The organism is Paenibacillus sp. PK1-4R (genome assembly GCF_030369595.1).
In the GTDB taxonomy this organism is placed as follows: Bacteria; Bacillota; Bacilli; order Paenibacillales; family Paenibacillaceae; genus Paenibacillus.
The window spans coordinates 637913-659797 of sequence record NZ_CP126535.1 but is presented as its reverse complement, the minus strand read 5'-3'; the positions used below and the strand labels follow the sequence as shown (position 1 = coordinate 659797).

Sequence of the window (21885 nt, the reverse complement as noted above, 5' to 3'; positions counted from 1 at the left end):
CCTATAACTCGCCTCTGGTAATCATCTTGATCCGTCCATCTTCCCTGTATTCAACCTGAAAAACATCCGTGCTCGACTCCAGTTCAAATGTGACGACTCCCAATTGCTCAGCATTTCTGTGAAGTTTATAGGCGTCAAAATCAATGTTAAATATCTTCTTAACTATTGGCCCCACTTTTTCTCTAAGAAGAGACTCATCAATATTATATAATTTTTCATGATAAGCCTCCATCTCTTCGATGTTGCCTATTTCTTGTTGCTCATAATAATTAGCATCCCCTACGGTATAGCCCAAGCCCTCTTTTCCTTCGGTCACCTGCACAAAGTAGTTATCTTTAAAGGAAAAAAAGACTGTATCCTTGCCAAGTTCATCATCTTTACTTCGGCTTACTCTTACCAGATCAAGATTGGCTTTACCAGACAGAGCCTCAATCGCGTTTCTGGCATCCGTCAGCGCTGCCTGGGATACTTGATCAGGTCTAAGGTCGCCTGTGATCGAGACAGCCTTGTCCTGTTGCCATACAATCTCCCCATAACCATCGCCAGTCTCATTTTCTAACCATAATGTCGTATGTGATATCGGCTCCATTTCCCCTTGCTTCATACTTACAAAACGTTGTACTGATGCAGGTTTAAGCGTTGGAGTGCTGCCTATACTTTGCAAAAGCGATGGAACTTGACGCAAATAACGGTGTTCCAGTTCGCTTGGCTGCATCTCACGTCTCATCTGCACTTCACGCAGATTTCCTGTTGTCGCATCGAGCCATATCTGCGCATACTCCTTCTCGCTTTCGCTACCAGCCTCTACATATATTCTGCCGGACACAGGCAAGTCTCCCACTTTCGTAATCTTCAGCTGTTTACCCAGATCATCTCGCATCGTAGTCGCAACATTTCTTTTCATTTTGTCGGTTAGCAGATTCGTGTTCAAACCATCAGATAACTGTAACGCTGCTGTCGGATAGACCTGCTCGATTACGGGTTTCACCAGCTGTCCATCATCCCAGATCCATAGGAACAATCCAGCGGCAATAACCAATGCACCCGCGCCTGCAACAAGAGGTCCTCTTCTAGGGCGACGCTTGTGTGACACGTTGCCTACTTGCGGCCTGGACAACCTGGATCTGCTCTCTGGCCTATCTCCCTTGCTTCCCACTTCCGACTTCTTCATCCACTCCACCTGTTGAAGCACCTTTCGCTTGTGATCCTCTGTAAAAGGAGACGACGCAAACGGTCCCTTCCGGATTTCCTTTTCCCATTGCTCATCCTTGTGTCTCATTCGCTTCGCTCCTCCCATTGTTTCCGTACCTTATCCTTACCTCGGGAAAGTCTGGATTTTACTGTGCCTAAGCTGATTTTCAACATCTCAGCAATCTCACTCGTCGTAAGCTCATATTTCAGATTCAGTAAAAGAATCTCCCGGAACTTCTTTGGCAACGCCAGAACAATATCCCAGATTTCATGGATATGCTCCTTACGCATCACTTCCATCTCGGCCGAAGGATGTGCAGGCTGCTCTGCAATCATGACTCTTTGGCCCGAACCCCCACGCTCTGTCTCAATGGGTAACGTCTCTCCCCACAGACTGCTACGAAAGAATCTGGATTTTCGATATGTAAAAGTCGTGTTTCTAGTAATCGTCAACAGCCATGTTTTCAGTGAGCAATCTCCACGATAATGAGCGATCCCCGAGTACGCTCGAATAAATACCTCCTGTGACAATTCATCTGCCTGTTCGGCACTTTTGGTCAGAAAATAAGCGTAATTCCACACGTCATTTCCGTAGTCATCCATTATGCTGCTAAGTGTGTAATTGTCTATGGTCTGAGCCTGTGCCAGTAATTGATCATCCAACTGTTGTTCACCTCACTTAATATGACTGAGTCTACTGTGGTTTGGTTCCCTGTTTTGGACATTATTTCTTATAATTGTAGCAAAATAAAAAAACAGCATGTTCAACATCGCTGAACACACTGATTCCTTCAAGTTTGCTTAGTTAGAAATCTCTATCAGAAATCTTTTAGGGGAACGCTCCACTTCCACAGTTTCTTTCTGCCCTCTGATCTAACGTATCATTTTCATCGTTATACTTTCACCGCAGCAATCATCAGAAACATCGGTCTCCGATTCTCGTCTCTCATGCCTGGGACCTGTTCAATCATCTCTGGTGATGGCTTGGATTCAGCTACCTGTTGAATAGCAAACCCTGCCTTTATGAATTCATTCATATGTGTTGCGAGTGTACGATGATATTTAACCACATCCTGATTCAGAAAGTTCGCCACACGCTTCCCTTCATCGTGGTAATCATCCACGGGCCAGTGCAGGATCTCACCTTCGGGTCCGTAATGCCAATCCTGCGCAGCGCGAGCGGTGAAGATGGGATGTTCGGAAGATAGTACAAATGTGCCCCCTTCTACGAGACAATCATTGATCTTAGCATACACCGTGTCTAACCTTTCAATATAATGCAAAGCAAGTGAACTGATCACAACATCAAATTGTCCCGGTGCAAAATCAATATCTTCAATCGCCAGCTGCTTGTACTGGATCTGCGGGTCGTCCGTCATTTCACGAGCACGCTGAAGCATATTTTCAGACAGATCTACACCGATCACTGAACTCGCTTGTTGCTCTCGCGCATACCGGCAGTGCCAACCAAAACCACATCCCAAATCCAGCACACGCTTGTCCTTCAAATCAGGCAAAAGAGTCTGTAGTTCATGCCACTCCCCCGCTGCATCTAGCCCTTGAATGGAACGTGCCATCTTACTATAGTTATCAAAAAACTCAACTTCATCGTATTTATTTTGTTTCATTAAGCGATTCCTCCCGCCTTATAAATATCCACCTACTCTACCACATAAACGATATTTAAACGCAAAAGTTGCCAAGAGAATTCAAGCCGTGTTATCATACAGAACGAACGTTCAGTATTATTTAATACAGAATGAACATTCAGTTTACTAACGGAGGTTAATATGAATACGAAATGGACGCATCCACTGGAAGGGCAATCTGTAGGTAAAGCTTTTATAAGTTACCTTGTGCCTTCCGTATTGGGGATGCTGGTAGTTGCTTTTAATTTTATTATCGACGGCATTATGGTTGGACACAAACTGGGCTCTACCGCGATGGCCGGGATCGGCATTGCCTCTCCTGTCTACACGCTTTTTGTTGCCATGTCACTGTGGATTGGTATGGGCGGGGCAACCTTGTACTCCAACGCGATGGGTAGAAAAGATATCACATCAGCCAAACAAATTTTCACCAAATCTATTATGCTCATTATGTTAGTTACGATAGCCATTGGATATACTGCATTTACGTTCAAAGACAAGCTGGTATACTCCCTCGGTGCTAACGCCGAGACCTTCCCGTTTGCTTCGGACTACATGAATATCATGTTATTGTTCGGATTTGTCTTCACCATTGAAAATGCGCTCTCTATTTTTGTACGAAACGATGGGAATCCCAACACATCCATGTACGCTCAGATTACCTTTGCAGTGGCCAATATCATTATTAACTATGTAACATTGTATGTACTCGAATGGGGTGTACGCGGTGTGGCCCTCGGTACAATTGTATCGGCGTCTCTTACGCTACTTGTTCTGTTCACTCACTTATTCAAAAAAACAAATAATCTCACGTTTACCCGGTTCAAATGGAACAACAAACTGCTGGCTTCCCTTCTACTCATTGGTTTCCCCAGCTTTCTGGCTGAACTTGGCATGTCAGTCTTCTCTGTTTCCCATAACATCTCGATGGACCGCATTGCGGGCACGGATGGTGTAGCATCCTTTACCGTATTGAACTATATTCATGGTGTTGTATTGTTGGCTTTCCTGGGTCTGGCATCCGCTGCCCAACCTCTGATCAGCTATTATCACGGTGCCAATCAGATTAAACGGGTACAACAAACGATACGTTTAGCCACTAAAACAGCTCTCGCATGCGGTCTGTTGTTACTGGTTGTTGTTCAGATCGGTGCACCTTATTTCGTGCAAATCTTTGGAAACTTCAGCAGCGGCGTAACGGATAATGCCATTTACGGATTACGTATATTTACATTTGCCTATGTGTTTATGGGTGTTAACTTTGTCATGAGTACCTATTTCCAATCTGTAGGGAATGCCAAAATGGCCATCTGGATTACAGCTGCGCGTGAAATGATTATCATGATTGCGTTGATTGCAGTCCTGCCTTCATTCTTTGGTGTCACGGGTGTATGGCTTGCCGTACCGCTGTCCGAAATGCTGGTTCTTGCAACCATAGCCGTGTACTATAGAAAACGATCCCTTACGGATCGAATAAACGCGTTGCGTCCTGAGTAACGGTAGTAACCAGATAATTACGGCAACAGATAGCAGATAAATGGAACGTAGATAGAATGTAGGTAGACCTCATAAATAATCTAATAAACAAATTAATAAAGCCCTGCACGATCAATATAGATCGGTCAGGGCTTTGTTTTATCCTACATTAGATGTAAGCAACTAGATACGTATATCAAATCGGCCATTACTATCTGTTGTTGCATTAGCAATTTCCTTTGGGGTAGCTACACCCTTTCCATTGGATGGAGGTTGGGCAGGTGGCGCCTCCTTAGCAACGGTTGTACCGGCTCCTTGAGAGCTTTGCTGTGCAATCTGTGCCTCAATCTGTTTGATCTGTTGTTCAAGCTGTTTGGTCTTTGTATCCTTCGTCTTCTCATCGTCCTTGCTGGATTGTACTTTCTCCAGTTGAGCCTCAAGCTTCGACTTTTGTTTCTCCAAGCTACTTGAATTGTCGGAGCTCGAAGATGTCGATATGTATGATGTTGTGGAGCTGGCTGTAGAAGATATATTCATTATGGTTCTCCTCCTCTTTACTTGGCTTCACTATACCCTATTCCATTGAAACGTACGTTAAATTCAACTGAAAGGTTGCTGAAGGAGCTAAGAAACAGAAGTTGATCATTTTTATTGGAAGTATGTATATCAGCATTAATCCGTAGTCCAATTATTAATACTGAGAGTCTTCATATAAATGATTATATTGATGCTGTCTTATCTATATAGTTAGTTTGTTTCTCGGCAGAAAAATAGCAACAAAAAAAGACACACTCGATATGATCAAGTGTGTCTTCCTTGTTGCTTGGCGGCGTCCTACTCTCCCAGGACCCTGCGGTCCAAGTACCATCGGCGCTAGAGGGCTTAACGGTCGTGTTCGGGATGGGTACGTGTGGAACCCCTCCGCCATCGCCACCAAACGCATAGCTTACATTCAGAGATCGTTCTCTGAAAACTAGATTCGAAACGAAACATGCGATTTAGAACTTGCTAATTGGATAAGCCCTCGACCGATTAGTACTGGTCAGCTCCATGCATTGCTGCACTTCCACCCCCAGCCTATCTACCTCGTCGTCTTCAAGGGGTCTTACATACTGGGAAATCTCATCTTGAGGGGGGCTTCACGCTTAGATGCTTTCAGCGTTTATCCCGTCCGTACATAGCTACCCAGCGGTGCTCCTGGCGGAACAACTGGTACACCAGCGGTACGTCCATCCCGGTCCTCTCGTACTAAGGACAGCTCCTCTCAAATTTCCTACGCCCACGACAGATAGGGACCGAACTGTCTCACGACGTTCTGAACCCAGCTCGCGTACCGCTTTAATGGGCGAACAGCCCAACCCTTGGGACCTACTTCAGCCCCAGGATGCGATGAGCCGACATCGAGGTGCCAAACCTCCCCGTCGATGTGGACTCTTGGGGGAGATAAGCCTGTTATCCCCAGGGTAGCTTTTATCCGTTGAGCGATGGCCCTTCCATGCGGTACCACCGGATCACTAAGCCCGACTTTCGTCCCTGCTCGACTTGTAGGTCTCGCAGTCAAGCTCCCTTATGCCTTTGCACTCTTCGAATGATTTCCAACCATTCTGAGGGAACCTTTGGGCGCCTCCGTTACTCTTTAGGAGGCGACCGCCCCAGTCAAACTGCCCACCTGACACTGTCCCCGCACCGGATTACGGTACCAGGTTAGAACCTAGATACGATCAGGGTGGTATCCCAACGTTGCCTCCACGCAAGCTGGCGCTCACGTTTCAAAGGCTCCCACCTATCCTGTACAGATCGTACCCAAATTCAATATCAAGCTGCAGTAAAGCTCCATGGGGTCTTTCCGTCTTGTCGCGGGTAACCTGCATCTTCACAGGTATTAAAATTTCACCGGATCTCTCGTTGAGACAGCGCCCAAGTCGTTACGCCATTCGTGCGGGTCAGAATTTACCTGACAAGGAATTTCGCTACCTTAGGACCGTTATAGTTACGGCCGCCGTTTACTGGGGCTTCGGTTCACAGCTTCGGGATTACTCCCTAACCACTCCCCTTAACCTTCCAGCACCGGGCAGGCGTCAGCCCGTATACTTCGCCTTACGGCTTCGCACAGACCTGTGTTTTTGCTAAACAGTCGCTTGGGCCTTTTCACTGCGGCCCCCTCGTGCTATTCACACTACCGGGGCACCCCTTCTCCCGAAGTTACGGGGTCATTTTGCCGAGTTCCTTAACGAGAGTTCTTCCGCGCGCCTTAGAATACTCTTCTCGCCTACCTGTGTCGGTTTGCGGTACGGGCACCTTCACCTGGCTAGAGGCTTTTCTTGGCAGTGTGAGATCATGACCTTCGCTACTATAATTTTCGCTCCCCATCACAGCTCAGCCTTACAATGTGCGGATTTGCCTACACATCAGCCTTACTGCTTAGACGGACATCCATCAGTCCGCGTCACTACCCTACTGCGTCCCCCCATTGCTCATAACGGCTTACGGTGGTACAGGAATTTCGACCTGTTGTCCTTCGACTACGCCTTTCGGCCTCGCCTTAGGTCCCGACTTACCCTGAGCGGACGAGCCTTCCTCAGGAACCCTTAGGCTTTCGGCGGATCAGATTCTCACTGATCTTTTCGTTACTCATACCGGCATTCTCACTTGTATAATGTCCAGCGCTCCTTACGGTACACCTTCAACCCTTATACAACGCTCCCCTACCCCTGATGCAAAGCATCAAGCCATAGCTTCGGTGGTGTGTTTAGCCCCGTTACATTTTCGGCGCAGAGTCACTCGACCAGTGAGCTATTACGCACTCTTTCAATGGTGGCTGCTTCTAAGCCAACATCCTGGTTGTCTGTGCAACTCCACATCCTTTCCCACTTAACACACACTTGGGGACCTTAGCTGATGGTCTGGGCTGTTTCCCTTTTGACAATGGATCTTAGCACTCACTGTCTGACTCCCGGAAGTAAGTCTATGGCATTCGGAGTTTGACTGAGCTTGGTAACCCTTGCGGGCCCCGCACCCAATCAGTGCTCTACCTCCACGACTCTGTTTTCCGAGGCTAGCCCTAAAGCTATTTCGGGGAGAACCAGCTATCTCCGAGTTCGATTGGAATTTCTCCGCTACCCCCACCTCATCCCCGCATTTTTCAACATGCGTGGGTTCGGGCCTCCAGTGCGTGTTACCGCACCTTCACCCTGGACAGGGGTAGATCACCCGGTTTCGGGTCTACGTCCACGTACTCATTCGCCCTATTCAGACTCGCTTTCGCTGCGGCTCCGGCTCTTCACCTTAACCTTGCACGGGAACGTAACTCGCCGGTTCATTCTACAAAAGGCACGCCATCACCCCTAAAACGGGCTCTGACTTTTTGTAAGCACACGGTTTCAGGTTCTATTTCACTCCCCTTCCGGGGTGCTTTTCACCTTTCCCTCACGGTACTGCTTCACTATCGGTCGCTAGGAAGTATTTAGCCTTGGCAGATGGTCCTGCCGGATTCATACGGGGTTTCACGTGCCCCGCACTACTCGGGATCCGTCTCGGAGGGAACAGACTTTCAATTACAGGGCTTTTACCTTCTTTGGCGGGCCTTTCCAGACCTCTTCGCTTAACCGGTTCCTTTGTAACTCCATGTGAGACGTCCCACAACCCCAAAGAGCAAGCTCTCTGGTTTGGGCTTCTCCGCGTTCGCTCGCCGCTACTGACGGAATCACTATTGTTTTCTCTTCCTCAGGGTACTTAGATGTTTCAGTTCCCCTGGTATGCCTCTACACAACCTATGTATTCAGTTGTGAGTAACTGGAAATTACCCCAGCTGGGTTTCCCCATTCGGACACCCCCGGATCAAAGCTTGCTTACAGCTCCCCGAGGCAGTTTCGTTGTTCGCCACGTCCTTCATCGGCTCCTAGCGCCTAGGCATCCTCCGTGTGCTCTTAGTAGCTTAACCATTTTGTTCCGGTTTCGGTCGCTCGCTTCCCTTGGTTTGAACTGCGTCCAAATCCAAAAGTCGCTCTCACCCGATACCATCACAAAAGCAATTTAACTACCTTTATACACTTGACTTGTTTGCACAAGATCAGCTTAAAGGAATGTTCTAATTCGCGTTTGTTTCGTTTCGATATCTAGTTTTCAAAGAACAAGCTCCATGCAAAAGCAAGCTGTTTGAGAGTTTGAGCTCTCAAAACTGAGCAACGAGTGAGTAACTAGCCGACCTGGCTAGATTTTATATTTGAATGTTTCCGTTGCAGGAAACGATTCTCCATAGAAAGGAGGTGATCCAGCCGCACCTTCCGATACGGCTACCTTGTTACGACTTCACCCCAATCATCTATCCCACCTTCGGCGGCTGGCTCCTTGCGGTTACCCCACCGACTTCGGGTGTTATAAACTCTCGTGGTGTGACGGGCGGTGTGTACAAGACCCGGGAACGTATTCACCGCGGCATGCTGATCCGCGATTACTAGCAATTCCGACTTCATGCAGGCGAGTTGCAGCCTGCAATCCGAACTGAGACCGGCTTTGTTGGGATTGGCTCCATCTCGCGATTTCGCAGCCCGTTGTACCGGCCATTGTAGTACGTGTGTAGCCCAGGTCATAAGGGGCATGATGATTTGACGTCATCCCCACCTTCCTCCGGTTTGTCACCGGCAGTCTATCTAGAGTGCCCACCCGAAGTGCTGGCAACTAAATATAAGGGTTGCGCTCGTTGCGGGACTTAACCCAACATCTCACGACACGAGCTGACGACAACCATGCACCACCTGTCTCCTCTGTCCCGAAGGAAAGGTACATCTCTGTACCGGTCAGAGGGATGTCAAGACCTGGTAAGGTTCTTCGCGTTGCTTCGAATTAAACCACATACTCCACTGCTTGTGCGGGTCCCCGTCAATTCCTTTGAGTTTCAGTCTTGCGACCGTACTCCCCAGGCGGAGTGCTTAATGTGTTAACTTCGGCACCAAGGGTATCGAAACCCCTAACACCTAGCACTCATCGTTTACGGCGTGGACTACCAGGGTATCTAATCCTGTTTGCTCCCCACGCTTTCGCGCCTCAGCGTCAGTTACAGCCCAGAGAGTCGCCTTCGCCACTGGTGTTCCTCCACATATCTACGCATTTCACCGCTACACGTGGAATTCCACTCTCCTCTTCTGCACTCAAGTCACCCAGTTTCCAGTGCGATCCGGGGTTGAGCCCCGGGATTAAACACCAGACTTAAATGACCGCCTGCGCGCGCTTTACGCCCAATAATTCCGGACAACGCTTGCCCCCTACGTATTACCGCGGCTGCTGGCACGTAGTTAGCCGGGGCTTTCTTCTCAGGTACCGTCACCTTGAGAGCAGTTACTCTCCCAAGCGTTCTTCCCTGGCAACAGAGCTTTACGATCCGAAAACCTTCATCACTCACGCGGCATTGCTCCGTCAGGCTTTCGCCCATTGCGGAAGATTCCCTACTGCTGCCTCCCGTAGGAGTCTGGGCCGTGTCTCAGTCCCAGTGTGGCCGATCACCCTCTCAGGTCGGCTACGCATCGTCGCCTTGGTGAGCCGTTACCCCACCAACTAGCTAATGCGCCGCAGGCCCATCCCCAAGTGACAGATTGCTCCGTCTTTCCAGTTTCCTTCAGGCGAAGAAAACAACTATTCGGTATTAGCTACCGTTTCCGGTAGTTGTCCCAAACTTGAGGGCAGGTTGCCTACGTGTTACTCACCCGTCCGCCGCTAACCATCAGAGAAGCAAGCTTCTCATCAAGTCCGCTCGACTTGCATGTATTAGGCATGCCGCCAGCGTTCGTCCTGAGCCAGGATCAAACTCTCCAATAAAGTATTGAAAAGAGCGATAAGCTCATTTTGAATCTGACGAGATTAAAAATCTCATTTGTGCTCCAGCCGATCCAAGCCAAGGCTTGTTTCCAACTTTCGCGTTCATTCTGCAAGCAGAATGTTTACTCACTCGTTGTTCAGTTTTCAAAGATCAAACTTGTTTCGTTACCGAATGTCGTTCTCTTCAGCAACTCTTATATAATATCATGTCCGAACCAACTTTGCAAGCTCTTTTTTTAAGTTTCTTTCGAAGCTTATTTTATTCGCTTGCCGCACCGTGTATCTTGTGTTTTTTTTGGCCGGAAATAGAATATACCATGCGACACACACACTTGTAAAGAGTTAATTTCAAAACATATCAAATCCACAATCTAACCATATTAAGGGCCATGAATCTACATTGAACTCCTAGGTTCAATTCTATTATCCTACAGCTTGATCTTCTTTATTTAATCTGTCTTTCTTCTATATATAAGAAGGTAGCCCTCTCAACTCTTATATTCGAGACGAAAGGGTTACCTTCTATAGTAATCTATATTTATTTACGTTCTACTTTATATCCTTTATCCTCAAGCAGTTTCACGATGCCGTGATCGCCCAAGTAGTGTGCCGCACCAACAACAATGAAATATTCCTCACCTTTGCCGTTTTTCAAGTAACCATCGATTTTGTCCGCCATACCAATGTTACGATCAACTAACATTGCTTTGTTATATTCCTCGTTAGTGGAGAAGCTGTTTGTCAGTTCAAGCAGTTGCTCGTCATTACCCGTTTTCCACATCTCTGCCATTTCTTTCACACTGTTATCCAACACGTCGAAGTTTTCGATTGTCGCTTTCAGTGTTTCCTCTTGTGTTTCTTTGGAAAAGTCGTTAAACATGCCAAGTTGAGATTGATAACTCTCCAATTCAATAACTGGAAGTTTGCGCTCGATCGCTTTCTGGATGAAATACAGATCCACTCCTGCTGACGCTTCGTATCCTGCCGTTGTGGACTTCAAACTTGCAAGTGTGCTCTCTACTACCCAAGGCTTAAATGCATCCAAAGCGTTAGACTCCAGACCATTTTTCTTCAATACATCGCCCAGCTTAGTATACGTTTCACTGGAAATGTGATCTTTCAGTGTTGTGCCATCCTGGTACGAACCCAGACTTAGAACCAGCTTTTGCTGCTCTTCATCAGCGGCTTTGCTAATATCAATCTCTACCCCGAGATAGTCGGCTTCCGCAAAGGCTTCTTCAAACTCCGGACGCAATGGATAGAAGCTCTCATCCGCAATATGCATTGACCCTACCAGATAGACCGTATTGCCATTGCTTTCAACTTCCCACATGAAGCCGCGTCCACCGGTTTGAGCAGTTTCCGTTGCTCCACCTTTGGATACCAACAACACGGTGCGCGTTGCAGCATCCCAGCGTACTTCATAACCCGCAGCATCACCGACGATGCGGATTGGCGCATACGTTACACCGTTGATACGTGTAAGCTTGCTTTTGAGTGTAATCGTTTTGCCATCTACCACAGCCGTGATCGTATCATCTGTCGCAGTTGTTAACTTCACATCCATAGCATCCAGCGTAGTCCGCAGTGGAACCAATGTTGTACCTTTATCCAGGATTGGTGCTCCTGTAGCATATTTCACAGCCTGGTCATTAACCTTGACGGAAGTTCCTTGTGGAGCAGCCATAGCCGGTACTGCAGATGCGAGCAAACCTGCCGAGATGGTAAGAGATAAGAGCATGCGTTTCCAATTTTTCATATTATGTAATCTCCTTTATTGAATATAGTTGCCAATCCAATTTTTAATAGAATAGACATACTTAGATACTACGGATAAAAGTGGGAATTGGTGCCACTCCACAAACGGAGCAGCACTTATCCAATCCCTCCCCTTCAAACACTCAATTTAGATCTTATAAGCCTTCATCGCTTTAAACAATTCCTTGAAGGTTGGGCGTTTACCGTACATCAGCACACCTGTGCGATAGATTTTGGCTGCAAGCCATCCGAAGATGATAATGGATACAATAAGAATCGCTAATGAAGTTAGAATCTCCCAGGTTGGTGCAACCCCTGCACCAATCCGTACCAGAATCGCGGTCGGCGATGTGAATGGAATGAAGCTTGCGATTTTCAACAACAGAATGTTCGGCGTAGAAATACTGAAGATCGCAATATAGAAGGAAACAAGCGACAACATCGTAATCGGCAGAACAGCCTGACCGAGTTCCTCAGTACGGCTCACCATTGAACCAATGGCAGCGAACAACACGGCATACAGGAAGTAACCCAGAATGTAGAATATAAGTCCGTACACAATAACTGCACTATTCACATCACTCAGACTCATATTGAAGTCACCTAATACTGCACGGTTATGCGGCAGCAAGATATTTCCGGCAACCACCGCTCCGAAGATCCCGATTTGCAGCATCCCCACCATGAATATACCGATGATTTTACCAAACATCTGACTGAGCGGTGATACACTCGTAATCAAAATCTCCATAATACGTGAGCTCTTCTCCGCCGTGATCTCGGAGGCAATCATGTTACCTGTCATCATGGTCGAGGTGAACAACAGGATGATCAACAAGTACACCACAATATAGTTAATTGGACTCATCGCACCTTCTGACTCTGCACCCGCCCCATTTTCATCTGTGCTCAGGCTTTGCTCGGTGAGCTTCACAGGTGTTGTAATCAGTTCCTTCTGCTCCGCTGTGAGTACATCCTTCACAACCACATCCAGCTTCACACTCTGTAATGCCGCTTCAATGGATGCAATGATCTGAGGTGATACGTCTTCTGCTGAATATAGAATGGGCTGTGGGAACTCTTGCCCAGAAACAGCTTCAAACTTCAGATAACCATCGGTAAGCCCTGCTTCCACATCCGCCGCAAGAGCAGCCTCATCTTTGGCACCACTGGCAATGAATCGATAGGCCTGATCTCCTTGAGCCGCAGAGAAGCTCTCCAGTTTCTCCGAAACTTCAGGCTGCCCTGTACTCAGAAGACCGATATTTACAGGATTGCTGCTTGAAGCTCCACCAATGGAACCTCCATTAAATAAGGTAATGAAATACGGGACATTGAGTCCGATTGAAATTAAAAGTGCAAGTACAATGGTCGTCACCATGAATGATTTCGTTTTAACTTTGTTTTTAAATGTAAAACCCGTAATCGTTCCCATTTTATTCATTCGACTCACCTACCTCACGAATAAAGATTTGGTTAAGCGTTGGTTCCTTCAGTTCAAAGTGTTCCACTGTCGTCTGAGTCATGGCTGTTCTCAGAATCTCTTGAGCCGCTTCCACCTGACTAATATGTATCAGGTAACCACGCTCATTCCGCTCGACTTTCTTCACACCAGGCAACTGTTCAAGTCCTTCCACACTACCAATCGTACCCAGGAATACCTGTTCACGCGGATACCGGCTCTTGATCTCCTTGATCTCTCCTTGTACCACCGTGTTGGAACGATGCAGAATGGTGATCTGACGACACAACTCTTCAACATGCTCCATGCGGTGTGTCGAGAACAGAATAGCTGTGCCTTCATCACGCAACTCCTTGACGGTGGACTTGAGTAATTCTACATTCACAGGATCCAGTCCACTGAACGCTTCATCCAGGATGAGAATCTGCGGTCTATGCACTACAGCCGCGATGAAGCCCATTTTCTGCTGATTACCTTTGGATAACTCCTCGATCTTCTTATCGTAATACTCAGGTACCTCAAACCGATTCAGCCAGTACTTGAGGCTCTGATCTGCGTCCTTACCATTCATGCCACGAAGTCGTGCCAGGTAATTAATCTGTTCGCTGACTTTCACCTTCGGGTACAATCCGCGCTCTTCCGGAAGATAACCCATAATCTGTTGCAGCTCCGTATTATAGGGCTTGCCGTTGTAAAGGATGTTCCCTCCGTCAGGGTGAATCAGTCCAAGCACCATGCGCATTGTTGTCGTTTTACCTGCACCATTGGCTCCGAGCAGTCCGTAAATCTCTCCCTCTTTTACATTGAGCGTGACTCCATTAACGGCTGTTTTGTCTGCATATTGCTTGACGACTTGCTTCAATTCCAATCGGTTCATCATTTATCGTCTCCCTTCGGTTATTTCCACTGTACGGGTCCATACCCGGCAATCCAGAATGCCAGCACTTCATCCAATTCCAAGTTACGGATTTTCAATACCCGGTTATTGGACAGCTCCAGCCTCTCCTGCGCCTCGCTGACCCGGGTTGTAATTACGCGAACCAGACCTCCCTCTTCCAAAGAAGATTCCACAACACCAGGAATACTTTCTGGCCTTAAATCTCCTTCATACCAGACTTCTTTCCACTGATCGAGCACCATATCTTTCTCGGCCATCCCCAGCGACTGACCACGGTGCATCAATACGATGTAATCCGCAAGCCTTTTGACTTCGTCCGCAATATGTGTGGCAATCAGAATCGTGGTGTCTCCCCCCGCCATGAAGGTACGGAACTGCTCAACCATCACTTTCCAGGCAAAGGGGTCCAGTCCTGATGAAGGCTCATCCAAAAGCAATAGTCTTGGGCGAGCTGCAATTGCAGCTGCAATCTCAAATTTTCGCCGTTCTCCCTTGGACATCTTGTTCAGCTTCACATCAACAGGTACTTCCATATCATGAATCAGTTGGTCGAACAACTTCATATCCCAACGTGGATACCAGTACGCCCGGAAATGGGCTGCTTCCTGTGCTGTTATCCGGTTCTCTTCTGAACCAGCGTTATCTGCCACAAAACCAATCTGTTGTCTCAGTTCAATAGGAAGTGGCCCATCATGTTCCTGACCAAACCATATAATCTGCCCAGCATCTGGCAGCACCACTTGCTGCAGCATGTTAAGAAGGGTGCTTTTGCCTGAACCGTTGTGACCGAGAATAGCGACTATATACCCTTCCGGGATGGTCAGATCAATTGGGCCAATAACTCTGCGTTTTCGCATTTTGGATACGCCGTTCAACTGGATTGCTATCGGTTCCACGTATGAATCACTCCCTTACTTCGCGTAAATAGCCTTCAGGACTTCCCGGAACAGGCTCTCCATCTCTTCTTCCGTACAGCCTACCGATTTCCCGGACTGCACCGCTGCTTGCATCGCTTCCTGTGCGGCCTTTAATCTATAATTCTCTCTGTCGCCGGCTTCTACCTGGGCCACAAATGTACCTGTCCCCTGCTTCGTACGAAGCAAGCCTTCATTCTCCAGATCCTGATAGACCCGTCTAACCGTAATAACACTGCAATTCAGTGCTCCGGCGAACTCACGAATGGACGGCAAATGTGTTCCCTCCCCCAACTGACCCGTAATAATTAACGATCTTAACTGATTTTCAATTTGGTGGTATAAAGGTTCAGCGCTATTTTCATTAATTTGAATGGGTATTTTCACATCTTGCACCTCGCCCTCCGGTACACTCCAGTCTGTTACCTGACCGTGCCGGTTTCATCCTGTATTCGTACATAAGCTCAATTCTCATTTTAATTCAAATCCCGTTGAACCAGCTTCTTCAGCGTCAAGCGACTAAACAGCCATAGTCCCGCTACGCCAGCCACCAGAGCAATCCACATGATCGGGGAAAGTAGCCCCCATGATTTACTTTCATCCAGTACAAGCCGTAATCCGTAACTGCCTGACATTCGAATCAGTAAGGACATGCCAATGGCGATTGGTACAAAAAGCGTACTGAGAAGCAAATATTTCTTGCCACTGTTCAGAAACTCTCCGTAAATATACAATCCTGTTACCACAAGTCCATAACCTGTACAGGTAAGGCTAAAGGCCAGATATTGATCCCATCGGAATCCTTCGGAATGAAGGTTAACCACATATAACGATCCGTAGAAAAAGATACCGTTGTAAGCAAACGCCATTAGAGACTGCTGTAACCTGGACCACATCACCGCTTGTTCAGGGATAGGAATTCTGCGATAGTAGGCCAGCATCTGCGTATAGGAATCCTCATGTATGTAACGGAAGGAGCGCCTGCAGAACATAAACCCTTGAAATGGCAACATAAGTAAAAAGAAGGCATCCACCACCGGATTAATGAAATCTGTCTGTTGTTGTCCTACTAACATCACACCGCTCATGCTGCCAGTGTATATCATGAATATTGCAGACCATAGCCATTGGAGCTTATCCTTACTCATCTGGCTGCGGGTCAGCCACCACGCCTGCTTCCATTCGTTCATATGCCTGCCTGCCTTTCACCTGTCATTCACTCACTCATCTTGCTTACTGTATTCACTGTATTCACTGTGTTTACTGTATATATCAATATACACAGTATACAGACCGAATTCTCATCCCGTCAACCCTTAAATTTCCTGAATCAGGAAGACGGGATGGGACACAGTACGAATTTACGTTAAAATAAATTAAAGTCACGATTCAAAGAAAGGAAGGTTACAGCTATGGATTGGCTGGTAGAGATCGGATTTGTCCTCCTTTTCCTCATTGTCGTTATCTGGTTGGTCCTCCGGGATGAGCCTCATCGTAATTCTGCCAAAAAAGGGAGACATCGCATCCGTCGTAACAACGGTTATACCGACTCTGCTTCGGGATATCCGGTCATTACAGGAGATGACTCCTACGATCGACATTCCAGACACACACCGGATCACAAACATCATGAGTCGGATTCTTCATCAGATACACATTCTCATCACAACAGCGATAGTGGTAGCAGCAGCGACAGTGGTGGGGATAGTGGCGGCGGCGACAGTGGGGACGGCGGGGATTAGGGGATTAAACGAAATTCCCCAAGCACAAAAGAAGGGCTGTACCCGTTATTGTGTACACACACAATAACGGATACAGCCCTTTGCCGTTCTCTGGCACCTGTTTACAGAAGAGGTCTTACGATTAAACGAGGTTGTAGCCACTAGGCAGACTGCGATCCCTGCGGATTGCGCGAATCTGAGCCAGCGTTAACCGTTGATTGGTGGAGATCAGGGATTCCACATCATTGCCACGGATCAGATCATCCAAATCTCTCAAGTTGGTGTTGCCACGGAAGACACGGAATCCACCTTGAAAGTTAGGACGCGTAAACACAACCAGCGTTGCATTCGAACTTGTTGAGAAAAAGCGTAGGCTCTCCACCCCATCCAAAATATTGTCCAGGTTGCGGAGCCCCGTATTGCCACGATAAATGCGGCTTCTCCCTCTGTAGTTCTCTTCAGAATACACCGTGAGACGTGGATACGTTTGACTGACATTGACTGTTTTTTTCATTTACTTTCCCCCTCTCAAACTCATTCTATGAATGAATGAGAGAGGGAGCGTGGACGAATCGTCTACTAGATTCGTCTATTTTCATAGTTTCAGAAGGTCATAGTGACACACGCCCAAGTAGCCGGAGGTTATATCTATACTTTTATACGCCGAGGATAACTTCCCATACGGGACGTGTATGACCACCAGGATATAAGAGATATAAAAGAACATACACGACAACACCTGTTAGCGCTGATCCGAACCAGATCATGGACGTGAACTTGCCCCAGCGGCGATGTGTTCCGAACTTCTTTTTGAACCCCAGGACCAGTGTGGAGATGCCGAATATCGCTGCCACGGTAGCGAGGATAATATGAAAGATCAGAAATATCCGATAAAAGATCTCCAGATCCGGGTCCCCGCCCCAAGCTGTATTGCCCACGAACACTGTACGAGACATATAGATCACAAAGAAGATTAGAGCTGCAATCGCACCTGCTACCATGGCGGACTGATGAGCCTCACGTTTACCCCGAATAATCAGTACCCATCCAATCCCCACCAGTACTGCACTAATCACAATGAAAGAAGTACTGATCGTGGGTAGCCAAAAATACATATCCATCGTGTGTTCCCCCTCTTGTCAGAACATTGACTTAATTATTTGGCAGCCGGATTGAGCGGCCCCCCTGCGCCCCCTGCAGGATACGAATCATCATCATCTTCCTGCTTCTCTTTCCGATACCATTGGAAAAAGACATAAGCCAGCATGGAGGCAAAGATTCCTTCCTGAATAAACTTCATTACAATGCCACCAACCTGCTGATCTTCCTTCGCGGAAGACAGGAAGTTGAAGAACGCAGGCCCACCGAATGAGCGAAGTAACGCCGTAGAATCTCCAGACACACAATACCGCATGGCTTCAGCCCATACTGCCGGGTTGCTGTACGTCTGATACAACGGCTCGGACGCAAAAATAATCAATCCACACGCAGGCGTGAGCAGTACCATATTCAGAAAAATAAAACCAATCTTGGATAACCCCGACGCTTGTCTACCCTCTGGCAACGGATTCAGCAATGTCCACCACATGAGCATCGAGGTGATGAACAGTGCAATATAATACAACCGGTGAACGGTAAAATTCAGCATGACATAATCATGTACAATCGGTAGGTGATACAGCGAGAAAAGCCCGTTAAAGATCACAGCCGCAACGATCGGATGAGCCAGGAACGATAGCTGGCGCGTTGGCAACCAGCGTACGATTCTGCGCCATACCCAGATCGGCAAACCTTTCATCATCAGCGGCGGCGCTACCAGATAGGATAACGCCATACTCACCATGTGGAAGCTAAACATTACGTGACCAAGCAGATTAAATGGGCCAGCTTGAGCCAGATACAGGACAAACAGTCCTGTAATAAACATGATTTTCTGTGCAGCAGTCGCAGGTTCTGCATCCTTTATTTGCTCGCTTAACGGTCCCACAAGCACCAAATAAGCCGCAGCAATGATCAGAAATAAAGCCAATATAAGCGGACTCCATAAGTCGTTGAAGCTAAAATATTGCAACCCGAGCATACGGGAAACCTCCCCGTGACCTGATTTGGTTGTTGCCTTCATTACTTTGTGAAGATTCATTCGCCAAAAAGGGGAAAAGACGGCGGCAATGCGCCGCCGCCATCTCTTTTACCACCAGACCCAATAGAGTGCCATAATGATGCACGTAAAGGCTACGAAAAAGCCAAAGGCCATGAACAGAATCGGCATCAAGTGCCCTTTGTCCTTCAAGTGCATCCAATAACCCAATTGAACGAATACTTGAAGAATAGCCATGACGAGCAAAATAATAATGATAAAGGTTGTGTTGACCCCTCCGGCAGAAGCAGCCGCAAACGCAATCAGCGTGAGAATAATGGAGAAGATAAACACCACGACGTGTTTCTGTGGCCCTTCCGTCCGGTGACGGTGTTTCACAGGCTGTTGATCTGTCTTATCCTGTGCCGACATGTGCTACCCCACCTTTCCGAGCAGGTACACGACCGTAAAGATGAACACCCAGACCACGTCAATAAAGTGCCAGTACATTGCGGAGACGTATACTTTAGGTGCAGTTACGACCGTCAATCCTTTTTTGAACAGCTGACCGATAATGATTCCGATCCACACAATACCAAAAGCAACGTGGGCTCCGTGGAACCCGACCAGTGTATAGAATGCTGAACTGAATGCACTCGTGGTCATGCCAAATTCTTTATGTTTCACATACTCGTAGAACTCGTAAATTTCCAGTGCGAGAAATCCCATACCCAGTACTACCGTGATGCCAAGCCACAACGCCAATGCATCTCGCTTGCCCTTATGCATGGCCTGAATCGCAAATACACTTGTCAAACTACTGACCAGTAGAATGAACGTTGCAGCGGCCACAAGTGGCAGGTGGAACAGTTCATTCGCCGTAGGTCCATCATTGGTTTGGCCACGAAGAGCCAGGAAGGTAGCAAAGAGTGTACCGAACAGTACCGTCTCGCCGCCAAGGAACAACCAGAAGGCGATAAGCTTGTTACGGCCTTCAAGCGTTGCTTTCTCCGGTTCATGCGGCAATTTGTCGTTCACCGGTTCGGCATGTGAGGTTGTCATGTTCTAGCCCCCTTCTCATCCTGATCCTCCGGTTCAATATGCCAGCCATGATCATCATAAAGTGAACGAAGTGCCATTGCGCCAAATGTGATTACGAGACCAATAATAACTACAATATAATTGTTAAAAATGACATTCATAAATGCATTACCAAATTCATCCTTGCTGAACATCAAGCCAAGTCCGGCGATAAAGATACCTACTGACATTACAAACGGCAACGGCGTTGCTGAAGGCATATGAATCGAACCTACAGGTTCTGCCGGCGTCATCTCGGTATGTCCTGCCATTTTTTCCTTCCAATATGCATCAATTCCGCGTACCAGCGGCGTCTGCTTGAAGTTATATTCCGGCGGCGGAGATGGAATAGACCATTCCATTGTACGGCCGTCTTCCCACGGATCGTTTGGCGCGCCAGCCGGTTTTCTCATTGTGATTACGATATTCACGAGGAACATGATAACCCCAACACCCATTAGAAACGCACCGACGGAGCTGACCAGATTGAGCAGGTCAAAGTCCTGATTCGGCAAGTATGTAACGATCCGGCGCTGCATCCCCATCAGACCGAGGAAATGCTGTACAAAGAACGTTAATTGGAAACCGATCATAAATGTCCAGAACGTCCATTTGCCCAGTGTTTCGCTGAGAATACGTCCGAACATCTTCGGCCACCAGTAATGCAGTCCCGAGAACAAGCCGAGCACCAGTCCTCCTACAATAACGTAGTGGAAGTGGGCTACAACAAAGTACGTATCATGGAACTGGAAGTCTGCCGGAGCAGATGCCAGCATGACGCCTGTAACACCACCCATAACGAAGGTTGGAACGAATCCAACAGCAAACAGATTTGCCGCTGTAAAGCGGATCTGTCCACCCCACATCGTAAAGAGCCAGTTAAAGATTTTGATCCCGGTAGGTACGGCAATCAACATCGTGGAGATGGAGAAAAGCGCGTTGGCTACATTACCCAGACCTGTTGTAAACATGTGATGCGCCCATACCATGAAGCCCAGAAAGGCAATCAGGATGGTAGCAAATACCATGGAGCTGTATCCAAACAACCGTTTACGCGAGAAGGTCGGAATAACCTCCGAGATAATCCCAAATGCGGGCAAAATCAGAATGTATACTTCCGGGTGCCCGAAGATCCAGAAGATGTGCTGCCAGAGTACGGGGTTACCGCCACCTGCGACATCGAAGAAGTTCGCTCCCAGTATACGGTCAAACGTCAAAAGTACAAGCCCTACCGTGATGGCAGGAAAAGCAAAAAGGATAATGGCAGATGTAATAAATGTCGTCCATGTAAACATCGGCATCCGCATGTAGGACATGCCTGGAGCACGCATTGTAATAATCGTTGCGAGAAAGTTAATGCCCCCGATGAGCGTTCCCAGACCCGCGATCTGAAGGCCGATGGTGTAGAAATCCACACCGTGCGTTCCACTGTACTCACTGCCCGAAAGCGGCGTATATGAGGTCCAGCCCGCATCCGGTGCTCCGCCCATAACCCAGCTCAGGTTCAGCAACAATCCACCAAACAGGAATGTCCAGAAACCCAGCGCGTTAAGAAACGGGAAAGCAACGTCCCGTGCCCCGATCTGCAAAGGCACGACAGCATTCATAATGGCAAAAATAAGTGGCATGACACCAAGGAAAATCATCGTTGTTCCATGCATTGTAATCAATTCGTTGAAGACCTGTGCCGATACAAAATCATTCATAGGCTTCATCAGTTGAATCCGAATCAAAATGGCTTCAATGCCGCCGATTCCAAAGAAAAATCCACCCGCAACCAAATAAAGAATGGCGATTTTTTTGTGATCGACGGTGGTGATCCAATCCATCAAGCCCCTGTACCTCTTG

18 protein-coding genes and 3 rRNA genes are annotated in these 21885 nt (G+C 47.6%); 2 read left to right on the top strand and 19 right to left on the bottom strand.

Going from position 1 to position 21885, the window contains the following annotated elements; genetic code table 11:
• Position 1: 1 nt before the first annotated feature.
• The 3 genes from QNO02_RS03065 to QNO02_RS03055 form a co-directional block, all read right to left on the bottom strand.
• Positions 2–1279, bottom strand: a complete 1278-nt coding sequence (locus QNO02_RS03065) for a hypothetical protein (RefSeq protein WP_289391061.1) — start codon at positions 1277–1279, stop codon at positions 2–4.
• A complete protein-coding gene (locus QNO02_RS03060; protein WP_289391060.1) occupies positions 1276–1854 on the bottom strand; it encodes an RNA polymerase sigma factor in 579 nt (192 codons plus the stop codon). The genes QNO02_RS03065 and QNO02_RS03060 overlap by 4 nt, the downstream gene beginning before the upstream one ends.
• Before the next feature lie 230 nt (positions 1855–2084).
• The gene (locus tag QNO02_RS03055) at positions 2085–2819 is read right to left on the bottom strand and encodes a class I SAM-dependent methyltransferase (protein WP_289391059.1); all 735 of its coding nucleotides are present in this window, start codon (positions 2817–2819) and stop codon (positions 2085–2087) included.
• Positions 2820–2981: 162 nt separating this feature from the next.
• On the opposite strand from QNO02_RS03055, the gene QNO02_RS03050 reads away from it, so the two are divergent.
• The gene (locus tag QNO02_RS03050; protein ID WP_289391058.1) at positions 2982–4337 is read left to right on the top strand and encodes an MATE family efflux transporter; all 1356 of its coding nucleotides are present in this window, start codon (positions 2982–2984) and stop codon (positions 4335–4337) included.
• Between the two features lie 162 nt (positions 4338–4499).
• On the opposite strand, the gene QNO02_RS03045 is transcribed toward QNO02_RS03050, so the two are convergent.
• The 10 genes from QNO02_RS03045 to QNO02_RS03000 form a co-directional block, all read right to left on the bottom strand.
• On the bottom strand, positions 4500–4853 hold the full coding sequence (locus QNO02_RS03045; RefSeq protein ID WP_091038950.1) for a FlxA-like family protein: 354 nt from the start codon (positions 4851–4853) through the stop codon (positions 4500–4502).
• 284 nt (positions 4854–5137) lie between these two features.
• Positions 5138–5254 (bottom strand): 5S ribosomal RNA (gene rrf / locus QNO02_RS03040).
• Between the two features lie 74 nt (positions 5255–5328).
• A 23S ribosomal RNA gene (locus tag QNO02_RS03035) occupies positions 5329–8256 on the bottom strand.
• Between the two features lie 318 nt (positions 8257–8574).
• Positions 8575–10127, bottom strand: a 16S ribosomal RNA gene (locus QNO02_RS03030).
• The 16S, 23S and 5S rRNA genes sit together here, the layout of an rRNA operon.
• 538 nt (positions 10128–10665) lie before the next feature.
• The gene (locus QNO02_RS03025; RefSeq protein WP_289391056.1) at positions 10666–11886 is read right to left on the bottom strand and encodes a TraB/GumN family protein; all 1221 of its coding nucleotides are present in this window, start codon (positions 11884–11886) and stop codon (positions 10666–10668) included.
• A gap of 147 nt (positions 11887–12033) precedes the next feature.
• Entirely contained in the window at positions 12034–13329 is a 1296-nt protein-coding gene (locus QNO02_RS03020; protein ID WP_289391055.1) for an ABC transporter permease, read from the bottom strand.
• Entirely contained in the window at positions 13322–14224 is a 903-nt protein-coding gene (locus QNO02_RS03015) for an ABC transporter ATP-binding protein (protein ID WP_036613228.1), read from the bottom strand. The genes QNO02_RS03020 and QNO02_RS03015 overlap by 8 nt, the downstream gene beginning before the upstream one ends.
• Before the next feature lie 20 nt (positions 14225–14244).
• Entirely contained in the window at positions 14245–15141 is an 897-nt protein-coding gene (locus tag QNO02_RS03010; RefSeq protein ID WP_289391053.1) for an ATP-binding cassette domain-containing protein, read from the bottom strand.
• Between the two features lie 15 nt (positions 15142–15156).
• A complete protein-coding gene (locus tag QNO02_RS03005) occupies positions 15157–15546 on the bottom strand; it encodes a GntR family transcriptional regulator (protein WP_091038380.1) in 390 nt (129 codons plus the stop codon).
• Between the two features lie 89 nt (positions 15547–15635).
• Entirely contained in the window at positions 15636–16349 is a 714-nt protein-coding gene (locus tag QNO02_RS03000; RefSeq protein WP_091038344.1) for a hypothetical protein, read from the bottom strand.
• A gap of 222 nt (positions 16350–16571) precedes the next feature.
• On the opposite strand from QNO02_RS03000, the gene QNO02_RS02995 reads away from it, so the two are divergent.
• On the top strand, positions 16572–16901 hold the full coding sequence (locus QNO02_RS02995) for a hypothetical protein (RefSeq protein ID WP_289391052.1): 330 nt from the start codon (positions 16572–16574) through the stop codon (positions 16899–16901).
• A 121-nt stretch (positions 16902–17022) separates the two neighbouring features.
• On the opposite strand, the gene QNO02_RS02990 is transcribed toward QNO02_RS02995, so the two are convergent.
• The 6 genes from QNO02_RS02990 to ctaD all read right to left on the bottom strand — a co-directional run bounded on the left by QNO02_RS02990 (position 17023) and on the right by ctaD (position 21866).
• Positions 17023–17394, bottom strand: coding sequence for a hypothetical protein (locus QNO02_RS02990; RefSeq protein WP_036613171.1), 372 nt, complete (start codon positions 17392–17394; stop codon positions 17023–17025).
• Between the two features lie 142 nt (positions 17395–17536).
• Positions 17537–18001 (bottom strand): DUF420 domain-containing protein, encoded by a 465-nt coding sequence (locus QNO02_RS02985; protein ID WP_036613174.1) that lies wholly within the window; start codon positions 17999–18001, stop codon positions 17537–17539.
• Positions 18002–18036: 35 nt separating this feature from the next.
• Positions 18037–18960 carry a cytochrome c oxidase assembly factor CtaG gene (gene ctaG, locus QNO02_RS02980; RefSeq protein ID WP_133387008.1) on the bottom strand — a complete coding sequence of 308 codons (924 nt, stop codon included), beginning with the start codon at positions 18958–18960 and terminating at the stop codon, positions 18037–18039.
• A gap of 108 nt (positions 18961–19068) precedes the next feature.
• The gene (locus tag QNO02_RS02975; protein WP_036613178.1) at positions 19069–19389 is read right to left on the bottom strand and encodes a cytochrome C oxidase subunit IV family protein; all 321 of its coding nucleotides are present in this window, start codon (positions 19387–19389) and stop codon (positions 19069–19071) included.
• Positions 19390–19392: 3 nt separating this feature from the next.
• Positions 19393–20019, bottom strand: coding sequence for a cytochrome c oxidase subunit 3 (locus QNO02_RS02970; RefSeq protein WP_047840264.1), 627 nt, complete (start codon positions 20017–20019; stop codon positions 19393–19395).
• Positions 20016–21866, bottom strand: coding sequence for a cytochrome c oxidase subunit I (ctaD, locus tag QNO02_RS02965; protein WP_502921872.1), 1851 nt, complete (start codon positions 21864–21866; stop codon positions 20016–20018). Before ctaD ends, QNO02_RS02970 begins: the two co-directional genes overlap by 4 nt.
• Positions 21867–21885: the final 19 nt, after the last annotated feature.